Genomic DNA, 17282 nt, shown 5'->3' with positions numbered 1-17282 from the left:
CATGCATCAAAGCGGTGATGACATAAATCTTTTGCTTAAGGCTTCAAGCCATCAAGTCGGCGAGGGGCGTCTCGAGCACTGTTGAGACTGCCGACATTGGTTCGTTTCAAACGCTGGATGCCCTGTTGATTCAGATCAAGCGAACGTGGCGCACTCCGTGACAGATTTCATAGGTCCTTCGAGGTGTTCGTAGGAGACAGATTTTAGACGCCAAGGGAGGTGCGATCAGTCATGACCGTCGTAGATTTGGCCCATGTGGCGGAGTCGTCTTCGCATCGCATACCCGGACATCTGAGCAGTCGGCTACCTGCGAGCTACGGGCACGACCGACCCGAACAGACGGGGATCGAAGCTCAGCTACGAAAGGCCCTCGCCCGAGACGAGGATTTAATTCCTCAGCAGCGCGATTTGATCCGGCGACAAGCGCTCTTGAGCAAGGAATCCGACCATCGATTCCTGAACGGCTTGCAAATGGTCGTAAGCCTGCTTTCGCTACAGAGCCGTGCATCGAGCAATCCAGAGATAGCTTCTCAATTGGCGGTCGCTGCCAATCGGGTGGCGACGATCGAGCGCGTGCACCGGCGATTGCATTGTCTCGATGGAAGGCCCCGTTGCGATCAAGCAATATCTCGATGAGCTCTGTCGCGACGTCTCCGCAATGGTGTCTTCACAAGCTGAGCCTGAGCAGGTCATTGTCGTGGAGGGGGCTGAAATCACCCTGCCGTCGCATTACCGTCAGGTTGGAGACGGACCCGCAAAACGGATATGCCCTGTCGGTCTCGAATGAATATCCTGAGTAGCCGGAGGGATTTGATCCAGCAGCTTCCAAAGGATTGGGCATGAAAATTGTGCGGTCTCTTGTCGAAGTGATTGGCGGCAAATTGCGCTTCGGCCGAGGGGACAACGACCGGGGCACAAGATTTACAGTGCTGTTCAAATAGGGTCGGTGACCGACATCCGGAGGCGGGTATGTACGTGCCTCTCAGCGCGCACTGGATAGGGGGCTGGGGCGTAGCTCCTGAAGCGCACGAGGAAGGACTGGCGGCGGCTCGGCTTCTATGTGTTGAAACTGGATGACCAAGTGGAAGGGATGAGGCATAGGCTGGGGCGAAGCGCGCGACCGTCCAGCCATTGCGTGGGGTATCGGCAGTGCGCGAGTTGATCAGACTCTACGAAAGAACCTACGCTACGCTCGAACGACGATCCTGGAATTTGAACGGCCAATAATTGGCGACCGAGGAAGCGGACTATGGAGCAGTCTCCGCACAGCCATCCAGTTGAACCGACCATCAGAGCCGCGATCGGCGACGAGGTCGCCCGGGCGCTGAAGAAGCTCGGCGCCGAGATGCCGCACGCTGGCGGCAACGAGCCCGACGACCTCTACGACGCGCTTCGCAAGCATGGCGCCAAGTCGGAGCTTTTGGGAATCATCCGACATTGGCGCGACAAGGGTGACGATCAGTGGGCACTCAACGAACTTCGTCGCTGGAACACCAGGGACCCGCGGAAGTCGCAGGACTAAGATTTTGCTGTCCCGAGATCAGCGCAGCCAGAACCGTTGCGTACACCTGTCACACCGGGTCTGACCGCGACAGTACGACCTGACGTCGGGTTTTTGACTGTATACATTTTGGCCCGTGCGGCTTTCGGCTTCGCCCGCTCGCCCGCGCGGCCCGGGAATACCCCACCGGCCGCATAACCACGCTGCTCAGCATCAGCAAGCGGCAATAAGTATCCACGCGGCATCACTCGCCCTTCAAGCGCGTCTTAATAGCCCGTGCACGGATGATCGATGCCAGCACATCGAGCTCTGCTGCAAACAATTCCCCCTCAGAAAGCGAAAGATCGAAATGGAACTCTCTGCCCTCTGAAGTTATTTGTACCTTGACATAATGACCGATATCACCATTCATTGTTGTTACTGTATCGTATTCCGCTTTTATCATTTCTAAGTTGCAAAGAATCTCACGCGTGCTCATATCTCAACTCCACTTCGCGGGCTTGGTGTTCGGCGCTATCTGAACTGTAGACTGCTCGAATTTGGACCTGATCGGGTGATGTCCTTGCCATTCCTCTTCGCTCTCCTGGAATTGTCCTGGATTCCCAGTCAGTGAGGTCGTAGATGTGGTCGATCGCAACTTTCTTGGCGCGCAGCATGAAGACTTCTCCGGCGAGATCGCAAGTCCTCTTGTGCGGCATTCAACGGCAATCGGCAACTGGACAGGCCGCGAGACGAGCACGCGATTTGCCGCGAAGGCGGCACTTCGATTCGGCCTAACGTCAGCTCACGCGCGTTTCATACCGACCAACGGAGCGAGGCACCAAGCACGGCAATTCTCGCAATTCGGTTGAAGCAGCTGCAGCAGGGCGACAGGCCCAAGAGACCGCGGCCGAGCAGTTCGCGGCAAGCGTGCTCCAAATTATCGCATTGCTGCACAAGGCTGGCGTGATCAGTTACTGGGGCGCGAGCGCCGTTCTCGAACGACTTTGCAAGCTGGCGGGCTATCTCCAATCGTTCCGGGCATTCACGGGCGATGCGATGAGCTTGGCCGTGCGCATTCACCACCGACATGAGCATGGCCACGTGTTCTGGCTTCTTGATGCCGAGGGACCAAGACATCTCCGTGGGCGGCCTTGGTTGCTGGTCGCCCTTCCTCGTGCTTCTCGCTCGCACGTGTCCGCGCCTTCGCCCCGGCTGGCAACGTTGCGTCGCGCGGCCTTTTCCGGTCGCCCTTCCCGTGTTTCTCGTTCGCACGTGCCCGCGCCTTCGCTCCTGCTGGCAACGTCGTTTCGCCTTGGCCCTTCATAGCTCATCTCCATTCGCATCTCGAGGTTTGCGAAGTCGCCGCAAGGTGGATGGTTCCCAAGGGTGTGGCCGGATCGGCATGAGGTGGGCTAGCTCGGGTTGGACCTGTCCAAGAGTCTGACGGCCCAGTCCGCGTGCTGGCGAAAAGGCCTCAGGCTTCGTGTAAAAACTTGGAACTCCACCACGAGGTCCGGAATCCATGACCGCAGCCGCTGTGACAACGCTCCCTATGTCCAGTGGCCGAGCATTCTGATCGAAGCCTTTTCTCCGGCACTACCATGGGGTTTTTGCAGCGTGGCCTCATCCCGGTAGCCGTCTATGAGGCCTGCCCATCCATACCCTGCGGCAAAGACAAATGGGACACCCTTGGTCCGCAATACGTCTGCAATGGAAAACGACTTCGCGCCGGCTACATTGATGTCGAGTATGGCAAAATCGATGCCGGCTTCGGTTGCCAGCTGGATTGCTTGTGGTATCCGCGTAGCGATATCCACAACGACGTGCCCCATCTCGGTGAGCATCTCTTCCAGCTCCAACGCCAGAATCTCATCCTCGGCGATCAATATCCGCTTGGTCGAACGGCTCCGCCCTCGGGTTACCTGCCTTATCCCGTTGGAGCAGCGTCGGGAACCGGCGAACCCAGAGAGAAGCTGACAATCAGGAAGCCTTGATCGTTGACCGAAGCGCTGGCTCTGTCGCTTCTCCGCTCACGGGTCTAGGCGACGCAATTGTCCTTGGCTGCTACGGTACTGAGTTCGCGGCAAGCGTCTGCACTTCGCCCTGAGGCGATCGTGATTGCTACAGGAGAACCTTCATGAGCCGCTTGGTCATTGTCTCCAATCGTGTTGCTCTGCCGGGAGAAGGCGCTCAGCGGAGCGGCGGGCTCGTGACCGCTCTTGTCGACGCTCTGCACCAGGCCGGTGGCTTATGGTTCGGATCGAGTGGCAAGCTCGCAGAGACACCCTCGGCGCCGAACGTTCTTGAAGCCGATGGCGTCACCTATGCCACGGTGGATCTCACCCGTGCGGACCATGATGGGTACTACAGCGGCCTCTCCAACGCCGCCCTATGGCCCCTGTTTCACTACCGCCTCGATCTCGTGAATTTCACCCGACGCGACTTCGCCGCCTATCTACGGGTCAATGCCCGCCTCGCCGACACACTCGCGCCCCTTCTCAAGCCGAACGACGTCGTCTGGGTTCATGATTACCACCTAATTCCGATGGCTGATGAACTTCGCCGTGTCGGAGCCAGGCAACGGATCGGATTTTTTCTACATACGCCGTTTCCATCTTTGGGTGTGCTGGCGACCCTTCCTCATTACATCGAGCTTCTGAAGTCACTGTGCGCCTACGATCTCGTCGGCTTCCAGACAATTGAGGATCTGACGGCCTTCCATGATGCTGTTGTTCGCCGCGCCGGCGGCAAGGTGTCGGCCGATGGGAGCATTCGCGCGTTTGATCGCGACCTTCGCTCTGGCGTTTTTCCGATCGGGGTCGACCCTGACGCCATCGCTAACATGGCCGCTCGAGCGGTCAAGTCCCGGACGACCCGGCGACTACAAGGGAGTCTCCGGGGTCGCCAGTTGATCATTGGCGTGGACCGACTCGACTACAGCAAGGGCCTGGAGCATCGATTCAAAGCCTTCGCCAGCTTCCTGGAGAGCTATCCCGTGCAACGCGATCATGTCCGTCTTCTCCAGATCGCAACCGCCACACGCAGCGACGTTCCTGAATACCGTGCTTTACGCCAGCGGCTCGGCGCGTTAGCCGGCGACATCGCCGGTCGCTACGCACAACTCGACTGGGCGCCGATTCAATATCTGAACAGGAGCTTTTCCCAGCAGTCGCTGGCGGGCTTCTTTCGGATCAGCCGGGTCGCACTCGTCACACCGTTGCGCGACGGAATGAACCTGGTTGCCAAGGAGTACGTGGCCGCACAGTCTCCTGAAGACCCGGGTGTTCTCGTGCTCTCGCCGTTTGCCGGGGCTGCCTACGAGCTAGATGCTGCGCTGATCGCCAATCCATATGACCCCGACGCCGTCGCAGAAGCTCTGCAGAAAGCGTTACTGATGCCGACTGAAGAGCGGCGCCAACGCTGGCAGGCCATGATGCAGATTCTGCGTCGACACAGCATCACCGCCTGGCGCGAGAGTTTTCTTCGCGTTCTCAACGGCTAGGCTGCGAAGAAACCTCGTCGCTCTTCCGTGCCGTGTTCGAACTTCAAGCCGACCGGGAGGCGGCCTCTTCGCCTTTCGGTATTTGGTTGTGGAGGAATGTTTGGCGGCAGTGTTCCCTGCTTGGCAATCAAGGTTCAGCATCCGCCGTTTCGTTGAGACGATCGCGTTGAACCGCTCGAGCTAGTGGAGGCTATCTTCCCTTCCGCGGCCCGTCCGGCCAACTCCAATCACTCCCAATACAGGCAGGCCCGACCGTTTGCGTGCGAGTGATGGGGCTGCCGAAGTTATCCGCGTGCGAGTGTGCAACGGCACGAGCGTACATATCTCCGGCCTATCTCCGGGCGAGAATGCGAGGGCAGGAGCTTGCGTGAGGCTTTGCGTGCTACCTTGAGGCCTTGTACAGTTTCGCGCAATCTCGAACATTTCCTCAGGAGCGTAGTCCGGTGTGAATACCGACGGTTCGCCAACCAACCTGGATCTTTCCCCCATCCGGCATTCCTCCACGACGTCAAGTTCGCCAGGAGGATCGTCAGGTGGAACAAGTGCCCTCGGCGTCGGTTAAGCGTCGGAACTTGCAATCAAGCCGACCAATCCGACCAGGCGGAGCCATCCATGGCCGTCCGAAAGAAGGTGACAGAGGCGCCTTGACGATCGATATCCCGTTCTCCGGCCGCTTCCACTGCTCAAGGGCCGAGCTGATCGCCGACGGCATCGTGCATGTGGTCGGCATCGCGCTCGCTATCTCCGCCGGGTCGATTCTGCTCGCCTCTTCCGCCTTCCATGCCGGGCTTTGGGAATATGTGGCGGCCGTCTTCTACGTTGTGTCGCTGCTCACCGTGCTGTCGATCTCACTCGCTTACAACCTATGGCCCGTGTCGAAGGCCAAATGGGTGCTGCGCCGCTTCGACCACGCGGCCATCTACCTGCTCATCGCCGGTACCTACACGCCCTTCCTCACGCAGCTCGACGATCGCGCCCATGTCGGCATCATGGTCGCCATCGTCTGGGGCGCGGCAATCGCCGGCGTAGCGATCAAGCTGTTCCTGCCCGGACGCTTCGACCGGCTGGCAATTGTGTTCTATCTTGCGATCGGCTGGAGTGGCCTCGCCTTTATGAGTACACTCCTTGAGACCCTGCCCCCAACTACGCTCCGGCTAATCGTAGCAGGCGGCATCTTCTACTCGGTCGGCGTAGTGTTCTTCGCCTGGCAGAGCCTGCGCTTCCACAGCGCGCTGTGGCACGGCTTCGTGGTGCTCGGTGCGGCATTGCACCTTTTCGCGGCGATAGACTGCCTGGTGATCAACCACGTGCGATAATCGCTGATTGCGCGAACTCGCGTGAACATTTGACTCCGCTGGAACTTTGATGATGGGTTGCCGAGCGCAACGTAGGGGCCATCTTCGGGAAGCGCCTGCTCGCCTCCAAGTTCGAGCTCTAGTGAAGCATATGTGCCAGTATTTCACTGCCAAAAGTCTGAGCGCCGCACGAGTGCTCCCCCGTCGTCTCGACATAAAAAGATTTAGCCGGTCCGAGTAATTCCGAGATTCGAGGAACCTTAAGTCTCCGCGTCTGTTGGGTGAGCACGACATTCCCCCAAAAATGGATGCCGAGCGACAGAGAAGGCGGATCAATTCGCCTTCTTGGTTGTCGTGCTCCCACAAGAGGACGGAAAAACCCCATGGCTATTCAGAACATGAACGACCTATTTTTATACCAACTAAAAGACATCTACTTCGCGGAAAATCAGATCGTGAAAGCCCTCCCCAAGATGTCGGAGAAGGCGATAGCGCCGGGATTGAGCGAAGCATTCGACGCCCATCTTACGGAGACGGAGGAGCACGTGGCTCGGCTCAATCGGATCTTCGAACTGATCGGTCAACAGCCTCATGGTGAAGAATGCCCCGCCATCGAAGGCATCATCGAGGAAGCAGAAGAGCTCATGGGTCAAATCGACCGCGAGAACACCTTGGACGCCGCTTTGATAGCTGCCGCGCAGGCTGTCGAGCACTACGAAATCACCCGCTATGGCACGCTCGCCGCATGGGCCGGTGCACTTGGCCTCGACGAGGTTGCCGACATCCTCATGCAGACGCTCGAAGAAGAACACGCGGCGGATGCCGCGCTGACCGATCTCGGCACGGACCGCATCAACGCAGCATCAGTCGACGAGATTGAGGAATTTAAGGCTGCTGCCGGATAAGTCGCCCACCCGGTCCGGTTGGCAACAAAACATAGTTCCCACTGACGTCCCTCAAAAGACGCTCGCAAGAAAAAGGAATAATACGAATGAGCACCACCTATAACCAGGGCGTTTCAGATGCCTTACTCGAACGGAGCTCCATAGTAGGAGATACCACTCAGTCTATCGTGGTCTATAAAGTTAGTTGGGGGGCGATCTTTGCTGGCGTAGTCGTCGCCCTCGTCACTCAAGTCCTGTTGACAATGCTGGGCGCCGGCATCGGCATTGCGACCCTCGACCCAAGGGCCGGTGACAATCCGGCCGCTTCAACCTTCTCGGTGGTCGCAGGAATTTGGTACGTCCTATCGGGCATCGTTAGTGCCTTTGCAGGCGGCTATGTGGCCGCGCGCATGTCCGGAAGGACTGACCCAACCACCGGAGCATTGCACGGCTTGACCACATGGGCATTCACGACCCTCCTCGTTCTCTACATGCTCACAAGTGCCGTAGGTTCATTGGTCGGCGGCGCGTTCAGCGGAGTGGCCAGCGCCGTTGGCGGCGTGGGCGCAACGGTAGCCCAGACTGCCGCTCCCCTCATTGCAAACTCGAACCCTTTAGAAGCGCTTGATGCGCAGATTCGAGCCACCGGCACCGACCCCGAGGCTCTGACCGGTGCCGCGGTCAACGCGATGCGTGCGCTTGTAGTGGGTGACGAGGCAAGCGCTCCACAGGCCCGTGCGAAGGCGGCGCAGGCTCTGTCTACTGCGCGGCGTATCCCGCTTCCTGAAGCCACCCAGCAGGTTGCTGCCATGGAGAAAGAATATCGCGACCAGGTAGCATACGCCAAAAATCAGGCTCTGGAAGCGGCTGACGCGACCGCTTCTATCGTCTCGACGGGTGCTCTTCTGGCTTTTGCAGCACTCGTGCTTGGCGCCATTTCGGGTTGGTTCGGTGGCCGTTCAGGCGTTATGAATCCGTTGTTTGCGGACCGGATTGTTCCCGCCCGACGAGGTGTGTGAGGTCGACGTCTCGTGCTCGCCGCAAATCAGGAACCTGCATCTTCCTCCGGCGAAACCCGGCCTGTTGACAGACGGAAATCTCCTGCCCGCTTCATTGCGGGCAGGTTCCTGACCCGCAAGGCCACATGCACGAAATTGAATTCAGCCGCATCATGGTTGTCAGTACGGGGACGCTTCGTCGACGACGTCTCCCTGATCAACGGACTAGGGGCGGCAGGGTTGCGGCTCCAGCTCGATGACCCGCGTTTGAGAGGAGGCGCCCGGGTGACCATAACCATCTGCCGACGACTGAGGAACATCGAGGCGCTCGTTTCGTTTCAATTGAATAGCCGCGTTCCGGCGAGAGGCCACCCATGAAAACAGCCTCAGTCCCCAATATTCCCTCTGAGGTGAGAGCGGCGATCGGCGCATTCTTGAACGCGTGCCAGAAGGAAGCCCGGCCGCTCGCAACTGCGGAAGCGCTTGGTGCCGTACGGCGGGTTTTTCCTGATCTGGATATTTCCGATGCGGCGCTGATGGACGCCATTTCCAGCGAAGCTTCGGCAGCGGGCTTCCATGTGGAGGCCCGCGGCGACACCCCTTCTGAGATAACAATTAGACGGAGCTCGCTGGAGGAATGGGACAATGAAGGCGGCGCCATTGGCAAACCACCGCGAAAAGAAGGCTCGGCGGCCTCTAAACAGCGAGCCAAACCGAACAAAGACTGAAACAGGCTCATCTAGAAGTGCCTCAGTATGGATCTTCCGCGACATTGTCGCGCCTCTATAGCATCCAGCCCCCAAAAGAGGGAGGTTCCCCTTGCAACGCGGATGGGAATTTCGCTTCGACGACAGGGTCTACTATGTCGGGGCTCCTGATGCTGAGGCCGCACGGTATCTAGTTTTGCAGCATCTCAGAAGCCAAGGGGACGTTCCAGCCAAGGAGATATCGAAAAGTGCCATAGGTTTTCTCGAATTAGCCGACGGAACGCTCATTGAGGCGAGAGTGTTCGACTTTAATGAGTTGCTAAAGGCCAACCGGACCTAGACCAAACGCCAGAACCGCTCCCGCGCGCAAAAGAAGGCGTACTTAGACGAGTGCCCTTCATTAAGCTTACATGGAGTGGAGAGAGACCGAGCTACTCGAAAGTTGTAATTGCGCAGGGCCTGTTTGACCGCCGGGTTGTCCTGACATGCGCCAGAATCTCGTCGGTGAACCGGCGGCAACCGCAGCTCCGAACTTTGATAGCCATGACGGCGGAGTTCCTTGAAGCGCTTGTGCGCGTTCCCTCATTGTTGCCAGAGATACATGCGTAGTCTTCGGCAAACCCATGCTTCCAGGTGTGTGAGTACTCGAGGGGTCCGGCAGAAACCGAAGTAGCCGCGCCAACCGAGGAGGTATGGCTTCAGCTCTTTGATCAGCTGCGGCAAACTTGGGCTCCGATTGAACGCTGCCAGCTATATGATCGTTACCTGACAGCCCAAGGAGACGCTTAAACTGTGTCCTTTGAACTGAGGCACGGCGGCACCCGTTGAGTTCCGCACCTGAGGCGACCGCGTCACCTAGCTAAAAGACCGAAATCCTGGCCAAGGCGAGCTGTCGGTCGCACGATTTGGAGGTTATCTAAGAGAACGGAAACGCCTCACCCTAAATTCATTCCTCTTTGGTGCGAGCGGCGACCCGTCGTTGTCTCTCATCGACGAAGAAACGCTCTTCCTCACCGCTCGACGCTGAAAGCACTTTACTCTCCAACCGGCCTCAAAGGGTTGGCTGGTCCCTGTCGCGCCGCTTGCTTGTTATTGTGCAGTGCAGCAACGATATTGCTGCGAGTGCGTTATGCACATTGCCGTCCAATCCTGGGCGTCACAAGCGAGGACGGCTTCATGCAAGGAATCTCCGATACGATTGCGCGGCTCGCCGCGCTGCGAGCGCAACATGACGCTCATACCGCCGACCCCGGCACACCCGACCAACTCCAGACGCTGACCAACTTCGGCTCCAACCCCGGAACGTTGAAAGCGAGGTGCTATCTGCCGAAGGACCTTCCCACGGGCGCGCCGCTGGTCGTCATATTGCATGGGTGCACGCAGAACGCGGCCGCCTACGACCATCACTCCGGCTGGTCGCAACTCGCCGACGAAGCCGGCTTTGCGCTGCTCTATCCCGAGCAGCAACGCGCCAACAATCCGAACCTCTGTTTCAACTGGTTCCTTCCCAATGACACGAGCCGCGATTCCGGCGAGGCGCTTTCGATCCGTGAGATGGTCGAAGCGATGGTCGTCACCCACGGCCTCGATGGCAAGCGCATCTTCGTCACGGGCCTCTCGGCCGGAGGCGCAATGGCGGCGGCTATGCTCGGGACTTATCCGGAGGTGTTTGCCGGAGGTGCGATCATTGCAGGGCTGCCCTCCGGCAGTGCGACGACGATCCCGGCGGCATTTGATCGTATGCGCGGCCAGGGTGGCCCGTCGGAACAGGATCTGGAACGGGCCCTCCGCGGCGCATCGGATCATCGAGGTCCATGGCCTAGGATTTCGATCTGGCACGGCACCGCCGACCATACTGTTGCGCCATCCAACGCGGAGGCCATTGCGGACCAGTGGCGGCGTGTCCACGAGTTGGACGTGGCGCCCACGTACTCGAAGTCGGCGGGCAGACATGCCAAGCGGGTTTGGTGTGATGTCGCGGGAGAGGCAGTGATTGAGATCAACATGATCACCGGGATGGGTCACGGTACGCCGCTTGGTGACGGCCTCGGCTCCCCGGGGCCCTACATGCTCGATGTCGGCATCTCTTCCACACAGGAGATTGCCCGCTTCTGGGGCATCTCGGCAACGGGGAAGAGCGTCTTCACGAGATCCCAGCAGGAGGTGCCCGCCAGTCAGCGGCCCCTTTCCCGCTCAGGTGTGCCACATAAGGAAAAGGCGAAAACCAAATCCCCGGAGCCAACTGGCATCCACTTGTTCCAGCATCTTCCTGCATCGGGCGCCCCAGGTGTGAAGAAGATCATCGAGGATGCTCTTCGGGCGGCGGGCTTGATGCGCTAGCCCAACGGGCAAACCGCTCACACGCTTCGGTCTCGGGCCGCACTCCGGATATCAGCAAAGCCCCAGCGGCCCAGGCAACCAAGGGAACGTCGTGCTCTCCGCGAACGTTGATTGCTTTTCAGCGAACGGCCGCCATGCACCTCGTCCAGATCTTGCTTCCCCGCGCGGACAACGCTGGCCAGCCCTTCGGCCCGGGAAGATTTCGATGCCATATGCGCGCCGAAAAGGCGGACTGCTTATCTCAGTTGATTTCGTGGCGCAGATCGGGGGCTGCCCGTGCCTTCTAACCAAGCTTGAAGCAACTGACGCGCTCGCGGCGGCGTGGGCGGTATGCTCGGCGGTGGCCCAACAACGTCAAGCCGCGACTTCTACGTTCCAGTCAACCCTATCAAAATCGTGCGCGGTGACGCCGGACGCATTGTGAAGCAGGGATCCTGATCCATAAACTTGCTCGGGAGCGATTTCGCCTCGCCTGTCTGCGATACTGCTGGTGAGCTTATGCGGAAGCGCGTATGTTAGGTCGTTGGCGGCTTCTGGTACGGGCGCCGTTAATTGAGGGCGGCGATCGTGCCCTGGCCCCGACCAAAGGAGGACGTCATGTCTTCCACCTATCTTACCTCCGACAACATGACCACGATCGAGCGATTGCTCGCCGAGGTTCGCGAAACCGGGCCTGAACGGAGCCTCGAAATCGAGACCGCTCAAGCACGCCTTCTCGTTCATGCATTTGAAGGCGGCATGGCGATCGAATCCGATTTGCGGAGCCTCTTGGCTGAACACGTCAAGTTACGAAGAGTTATCGACCGTTCACATCAGCGATGGACGAGTGAAGCCAACGCACCTTCCCATAGGCAAGAGCACATGCTCCCCTCGCCTGAGGAGGAATTCAACATCGCCAGATCAATCCATCCGATGGCCGTTGCACCTTATAGCGGCAACGCTGTCATTGGGCGAAACGCGGTCGGCGAAACCGCGATGGTCCACTGGCTGCCCAGCGATGCAACAGTTGAGCGACATGGCCATTGGGCTCGGCTAGACACGGGCGAGCCTTTCGACGCGGTGCATTGGGTCGAAACGACATGGACCGCGAAGGAGGTGCTGGACCCCGCGAGCGCAGGGTCGGTAAAATGAAACGGATCCACGTCGACGAACATGCACTTGACGCCGGAGTTGCTGCCTATCTTGGTTTTGTGGGAGGTTACGCGCGGCACCGGTCAGATCGGCACATCGCCGATTCCGAACAGCTGACCGAAGGGATTACGGTTTGCATACGAGCATATCTCGCCGCGCTCCCTGCGGACGACCTGATCGATCGCTTAAGACAGCACGCCGATGCCGAGATTTACAACACGCTGCGGTATGTCGTCGGCGCCGACCATCTGATGCGCGAAGCAGCCGATAGAATTTCGATGCTTGAGGCGGAGCTTGCTGACGCTCCGGCAAAGCCGTTGCAGGAGCGCAACCTTAACTGAAACGAGAGTCCCACTGTGAACCCTGACAGCGCAATACAACACATTCCACCCGACGTGCGGGCCGCAATCGGCGCATTCCTCAACGAATGTCAGAAAGAAGCCCGACCATTTGCGATATCGGAAGCGCTGAGCGCAATACGGCGCATCTTCCCCAACTTGAAAATCTCAGATGCTGATCTTCTGGACGCCATCACTAGCGAAGCATCCACTGCAGGCTTCGATATTCACTATCGCAGCGCTAGGACATCCGAGACGAACAAACGGAAAGCACTTGAGCAGTGGGACAAGGAGGGTGGAGCGATCGGCACTCCCCACGCACCGAGGCGCAGCGACCGATAGACAACGACACGAGCGGTACAAGACGACCAGCCAAGGAGACTAAGGACCGAAACGACCTGATCTAGCTGGATCATATGCACTCCAAAGCGCGGGTGGGGCACGCGACGGGGATTCGTCGATTTCTGACCGTCGAGGCAACATCTTCCCAGTAGCACCCGCGGCGAACCGCGGCATTCAGCGGCATCACCTGTCGTCAAGAGCGGCAAAGGCTGTGTGGACGCACCCGCTTCCCGAGGAGGACACTCTGCAACCGACTCCAGAGCTGGGCGGCCAAGGAGCGTGTGGAACAAACATCCTCATGCACTTCCCAACCCCGGAGGACCGCCGCCCGACTGCCCTATTACTTTCTTGCTTGGCGGCCGTCAGGTTCCCGATTGCGCCGGGCACACACCTTCTCGATCCGATGTCGGAAAACGCCAATTCGGCGCGGCCACAGGCTACGACAGCAACACCATCCGTCAACAGATCGGTGGCAAAAGTGCCCAACATGCCTCCAAGGCAAACCGGAAATGGAAGAACTGCTTCTCGCCCGATCTAGGGAGAACGGCATCGAACGGAGGTTCTGCCGCCTCAAGGGCTTCCGCCGCATCGCGCCATTTACGATCGTCTCGCTGACAATTTTTACCCCCCGTTTGCATCGCAGCCACCATCAACTGCTGAGTCTAGGTCCTAATCTATGACGCAAGATCAGATCTCCGCTTTTGCGGTCCTGTCAGGGCCAATGGTCCTTTGTCTGGGGGGCGGCTTCGGTACGATCTCGTTGCTGTACTTGCCCTTCTCGCAGCGGTGTTCGCCGGCATCGTGCCTCATAGCCGAGTCAGTTTTGGAGCGCATCATCGAGACGTACCAGTCGCCGCCTATCTCGCTGTACGCCAAAAGCGAAGAGGATATACGCAGGTGGGAGCTGGGAGCAGCGTCTGCCCTAGTCGGAGCCTGCAGCTTGTAGGAGGAACAAATCAGTGGCCGTGCGGTTCGATGGTCATTGGAGACGACGGAGCGCACGCTGCTTTGACACGATGGCGCGATACTTCTTCGACTTTCAGCAAGGCGAGACTCTCGATCGTGACCAGGACGGCTTGGAGTTCGATGGACTTGCCGTTGCTGAAAGAGAGGCGTCCATTGCCGTTGGGAGAATGCTTTCCGACGAGGCAGCGCGGTCCGGCTCGGCTCAAATCGTCGTTCTGATCCGCAGTGAACAGGGCGATCTTGTCGCACGCGTCACCGCTCTACTCCGCCGAGAACGATTGTGAGGGGCGGCCTGAGCCCCAAGAAATATTGACCTTTCCAGCTTTTGTTTGCTGAATGCTCATCAAGGACTGAGCAAGGGCGAGCCGATGCCCGGCAAACCGTTCATTGTGCAACTAACACGGAAGCTTGAGCGCCACGCTCCCTTGTTAGAAGCTGACAAGTCGTTCCTGGCCGGTTGCATTGATCAAGTGGTCGCCTACGACCGTGGAGAAACCATCATCGCCGAAGGCAGCAGCCCTTCGGTAAGCTGCTTCGTTGTCGAGGGCTTTGCCGCGCGGACCAAGGAGCTGGCGGACGGCACAAGACAAATCATGGCGTTCCACATTCCGGGCGACTTCTGCGATCTGCATAGCTTTCTCCTCGCCGTGATGGATCACAGCGTCGAAGCTCTATCGCCGTGCAGAGTTGCGAAGGTGTCGCACGCCAAAATCGAGGAAATTGTCAAAACGCTTCCCAATCTGACCAAAGCTCTTTGGCGCGACATGGGGGCTGACGCCGCCATCCACCGGCAGTGGATGGTCAGCATGGGGCGCAGGTCCTCCTACGAGCAGATTGCTCATCTTTTATGCGAGATGTTGTTACGGCTGCGCGCGGTCGGACTCGCGACGGGCAACACCTATGAACTGCCGCTTACGCAACAGGATCTGGGTGATGCGTTCGGGCTTTCGACCGTGCACGTCAACCGAATGTTGCAGGCGCTCAGGCGCGGCAATTTGATCGTTACGAAAGGCAAGCAGCTCTACATTCCCGATGTGCGTGCCCTTGCCGAGGCAGCCGCATTCGATGCGACCTATTTAGGAGCAGGGCTTTTGCCGTCCGCGTGACAGAAGCTTCCCAAGCGGTCAGTATAGAAAACCTTCGGCTTGTGAGCATAGAACAAAATGAGAACAACTGTCAAGCTGCGGCAATGTCCCAGTTTGCGATCACTCTGATTTCCGCGGGTAGATCAGGCGGCCCTTACGTTGGGCTATCTCGCGCGCTTGATTGACCTTCGTCCAATGGTCGACAAGCGCCCGCCGTTCGTCCCTTAGGCGAAGGCCTTTTCTCTATCGCCAAGTCAGTCCGTTCCGATAGGGCAATGAGTTCGCAGCTGTATTCTGGCATCTAACGCTCCCTTCTTGGCGGGAGCGCGATCATCTCTCGGCCGGACGCGCCATTGGCCAGTTGCGCCCGATAACTATAAACCTAGTGCCGGTCCCCCGTCAGGCAAGGTCCTTCCCGATTTCGGCGCCACCCTAACTCTTTGGCGGCAGCGTGTCTGCCGTTGTCGTCCAGTTCCTCGATTTCGCTACCTGTCGCAGTCCGCGCAACTTGGTCGGCGTTGCGGGTCACGTCGGGGCCCTTCTGCTCTTTAGGTCGAATGGACCAATTGGCCTGCTCGCTGGCCCAGGATCGCTTCAGGACCTCTTGCGAACGGGCGATGATCTGCCGTGTTTGCTCTATATACAGCTTCACGTCCTCAACCTCTATCCGCGTTGCTCGAATCAGGTCGAACGAATGCGTCAATCGAACATCGCCCGGCATAGCGCACCTGAGAGCTTGCTTTGCCCCGAGCCGGATATAGGGCAATGGGTCGATTGGGCAAGTTCGTCAAGACCGCCGGATTTCAAGCTGAAACGCTAGCTATGCAATGCGAGAGGAGGGCACGAAAGGAGTACCTCCAGGCCGAGTTCCGTACCTCGCGGCGCGGGAACGGCAGGGTATACGCATTCGACGGTTGGCGGTGGTTAGGATGGTCCGAAAGGTGATTTGAAGGGACGAAGGGTAGCTGGCATCAGACCCCCTGGTCGCCTCAGTCAGCATCTCCTTTAGGGGAACCGTTCGGTCCGACGAATTGATGGAGCAGCGCATCCAAAGCGCCCCTGGCAGCAGCCAGATCAAGGCCCGTCAACAGCACCCCGCCCAGGGTGACGACCTCTCCGGTCAACACCTCAAGTCCTTTCCGGGGCACATGTCATATTTGCTGGCGATAGGACACCTCCCCGCTTGGGGACATGCGCTCGATATTGTCAGCGGCGTCCAACAAGTCGACCACAAGTCCAACGCCGCGATGATGCAACTCCCGCATCGCGCGTTCTCCTGAAATGACCACAAACTGTGCGCTGAGGAAGCTTTGATGCAAGAGGTGAGGGGGCGACCGGCCCGCCGTTGCGCTCCAGCGAGCCGATCTGACCAGAGCACCTCCGGGGGCGGCGGCGTCTGGCATCGCGTAATTCCGATGGGTGCAGCGATTACCTCCTCGCTGACCTATGCACATGTCGTTGCCGGTGCGAACGGTCCCCTATAGGGGATCGGTCGGGCGAACAGCGCTGGCAACATCCCTGGGGTGCGAGCGCCGCCGTTCTCGAACCACTTCGCAAGCTGGCGAGGCATTCGCGGGCGATGCCATAAGCGTGGCAGTGCGCATTTAGCACCGACATGAGCATCGCCACGTGTTTCCGGCTTCGTGATGCCGAGGAACAAAAACGCCTCCTTGCGCCCATGGTTTGATTAGCAACTGCTAAACGTGGGGCGCAGGCGACAGTTCCCCTCACCCGCCACAGGACAGACACCCTAACCGGAAGGAACCCACATCTGAACTGACCCACATCTGAACTGACCCGTTGCAACTTATTGGCAAGGGAGATGCAACCATGCCCGACAACAAGGACAAGACTGACAAACGCGACCGGAGCCGCGTGGCTGCTACACAGCAGCATGAGCTTCAATTCTTCGCGCAGGAGGCCGGTATTTCCATCGAGCAGCGCCGCGATCTGATCGACCGATTTGGGCACGATCGGGAAACGCTGATTCGCGAAACCGGGCGGATGCAGACGCACTGAGTTAGAATAGCGGCCCTGGGCCGGCGAGGCGCTGGCTTGAAGGAACTTGATATGTGTAGCCGGAGTCTGTCGGTAGCTTTTGGAGTTGTCCGGTTTTTGTAGCACATCAGTTGTCCGCTTTGGGTTAGACGGCGCAACCGGGTGAAAGCGGAACGACACCCGAGCCGATTTGCGGATCATAGAGCGCCGACC

Annotated in this window: 17 protein-coding genes and 2 pseudogenes; 15 read left to right on the top strand and 4 right to left on the bottom strand. The window is 58.8% G+C overall.

The genetic code is table 11. From position 1 onward, the window contains the following. The first annotated feature begins 231 nt into the window (after positions 1 to 231). On the top strand, positions 232 to 636 hold the full coding sequence (locus tag SAZ10_RS33705; RefSeq protein WP_412535344.1) for a histidine kinase dimerization/phosphoacceptor domain -containing protein: 405 nt from the start codon (positions 232 to 234) through the stop codon (positions 634 to 636). Between the two features lie 613 nt (positions 637 to 1249). Next, positions 1250 to 1522: a hypothetical protein gene (locus SAZ10_RS32665; protein ID WP_318613729.1), complete on the top strand. Its 273-nt coding sequence runs from the start codon at positions 1250 to 1252 to the stop codon at positions 1520 to 1522. A 223-nt stretch (positions 1523 to 1745) separates the two neighbouring features. On the opposite strand, the gene SAZ10_RS32660 is transcribed toward SAZ10_RS32665, so the two are convergent. Both SAZ10_RS32660 and SAZ10_RS32655 read right to left on the bottom strand, forming a co-directional pair. Beyond that, on the bottom strand, positions 1746 to 1979 hold the full coding sequence (locus SAZ10_RS32660; protein WP_318613728.1) for a hypothetical protein: 234 nt from the start codon (positions 1977 to 1979) through the stop codon (positions 1746 to 1748). Positions 1980 to 3033: 1054 nt separating this feature from the next. Then, positions 3034 to 3369 (bottom strand): response regulator, encoded by a 336-nt coding sequence (locus tag SAZ10_RS32655; protein ID WP_318613727.1) that lies wholly within the window; start codon positions 3367 to 3369, stop codon positions 3034 to 3036. 251 nt (positions 3370 to 3620) lie between these two features. Here SAZ10_RS32655 and SAZ10_RS32650 point away from each other — a divergent pair, with 251 nt between their 5' ends. Further along, positions 3621 to 4985: an alpha,alpha-trehalose-phosphate synthase (UDP-forming) gene (locus tag SAZ10_RS32650; RefSeq protein ID WP_318613725.1), complete on the top strand. Its 1365-nt coding sequence runs from the start codon at positions 3621 to 3623 to the stop codon at positions 4983 to 4985. A gap of 382 nt (positions 4986 to 5367) precedes the next feature. Here the strand turns inward: SAZ10_RS32650 and SAZ10_RS33700 are convergent. Continuing rightward, positions 5368 to 5519, bottom strand: a pseudogene (locus SAZ10_RS33700) (manganese catalase family protein); the annotation flags it as partial. Between the two features lie 110 nt (positions 5520 to 5629). On the opposite strand from SAZ10_RS33700, the gene trhA reads away from it, so the two are divergent. The 4 genes from trhA (at position 5630) to SAZ10_RS32630 (ending at position 8890) form a co-directional block, all read left to right on the top strand. Then, a complete protein-coding gene (gene trhA / locus SAZ10_RS32645) occupies positions 5630 to 6301 on the top strand; it encodes a PAQR family membrane homeostasis protein TrhA (RefSeq protein WP_318613724.1) in 672 nt (223 codons plus the stop codon). A 362-nt stretch (positions 6302 to 6663) separates the two neighbouring features. Further along, positions 6664 to 7185, top strand: coding sequence for a ferritin-like domain-containing protein (locus tag SAZ10_RS32640; RefSeq protein WP_318613722.1), 522 nt, complete (start codon positions 6664 to 6666; stop codon positions 7183 to 7185). 86 nt (positions 7186 to 7271) lie between these two features. Next, complete coding sequence (locus SAZ10_RS32635) at positions 7272 to 8183, top strand: PhnA-like protein (RefSeq protein WP_318613721.1); 912 nt, start codon at positions 7272 to 7274, stop codon at positions 8181 to 8183. 353 nt (positions 8184 to 8536) lie between these two features. Continuing rightward, on the top strand, positions 8537 to 8890 hold the full coding sequence (locus SAZ10_RS32630) for a hypothetical protein (RefSeq protein ID WP_318613720.1): 354 nt from the start codon (positions 8537 to 8539) through the stop codon (positions 8888 to 8890). A gap of 561 nt (positions 8891 to 9451) precedes the next feature. Here SAZ10_RS32630 and SAZ10_RS33695 read toward each other — a convergent pair. Further along, positions 9452 to 9592 carry a group II intron maturase-specific domain-containing protein gene (locus SAZ10_RS33695; protein ID WP_412535343.1) on the bottom strand — a complete coding sequence of 47 codons (141 nt, stop codon included), beginning with the start codon at positions 9590 to 9592 and terminating at the stop codon, positions 9452 to 9454. Positions 9593 to 10045: 453 nt separating this feature from the next. Between SAZ10_RS33695 and SAZ10_RS32625 the strand changes: the two genes are divergently transcribed. From SAZ10_RS32625 to SAZ10_RS32595, 8 genes and pseudogenes are all read left to right on the top strand, one after another. Further along, the gene (locus tag SAZ10_RS32625; protein ID WP_318613719.1) at positions 10046 to 11209 is read left to right on the top strand and encodes a PHB depolymerase family esterase; all 1164 of its coding nucleotides are present in this window, start codon (positions 10046 to 10048) and stop codon (positions 11207 to 11209) included. Between the two features lie 597 nt (positions 11210 to 11806). Continuing rightward, positions 11807 to 12340, top strand: a complete 534-nt coding sequence (locus tag SAZ10_RS32620; RefSeq protein ID WP_318613718.1) for a hypothetical protein — start codon at positions 11807 to 11809, stop codon at positions 12338 to 12340. Next, positions 12337 to 12681: a hypothetical protein gene (locus SAZ10_RS32615; protein WP_318613717.1), complete on the top strand. Its 345-nt coding sequence runs from the start codon at positions 12337 to 12339 to the stop codon at positions 12679 to 12681. Before SAZ10_RS32620 ends, SAZ10_RS32615 begins: the two co-directional genes overlap by 4 nt. 477 nt (positions 12682 to 13158) lie before the next feature. Further along, positions 13159 to 13693: pseudogene (locus SAZ10_RS33690) on the top strand (hypothetical protein); the annotation flags it as partial. Between the two features lie 343 nt (positions 13694 to 14036). Beyond that, on the top strand, positions 14037 to 14270 hold the full coding sequence (locus tag SAZ10_RS33685; RefSeq protein WP_412535342.1) for a DUF6894 family protein: 234 nt from the start codon (positions 14037 to 14039) through the stop codon (positions 14268 to 14270). An 84-nt stretch (positions 14271 to 14354) separates the two neighbouring features. Beyond that, complete coding sequence (locus SAZ10_RS32605) at positions 14355 to 15092, top strand: Crp/Fnr family transcriptional regulator (RefSeq protein WP_318613716.1); 738 nt, start codon at positions 14355 to 14357, stop codon at positions 15090 to 15092. A 1013-nt stretch (positions 15093 to 16105) separates the two neighbouring features. Continuing rightward, a complete protein-coding gene (locus tag SAZ10_RS32600; protein WP_318613715.1) occupies positions 16106 to 16351 on the top strand; it encodes a hypothetical protein in 246 nt (81 codons plus the stop codon). A gap of 550 nt (positions 16352 to 16901) precedes the next feature. Beyond that, positions 16902 to 17090, top strand: coding sequence for a DUF3606 domain-containing protein (locus SAZ10_RS32595; protein ID WP_318613714.1), 189 nt, complete (start codon positions 16902 to 16904; stop codon positions 17088 to 17090). Positions 17091 to 17282 lie beyond the last annotated feature (192 nt).

The sequence above is a fragment of the Mesorhizobium sp. BAC0120 genome, assembly GCF_033542235.1.
In the GTDB taxonomy this organism is placed as follows: domain Bacteria; phylum Pseudomonadota; class Alphaproteobacteria; order Rhizobiales; family Rhizobiaceae; genus JAWRCU01.
This window is presented reverse-complemented; position numbering and strand designations above follow the sequence as displayed.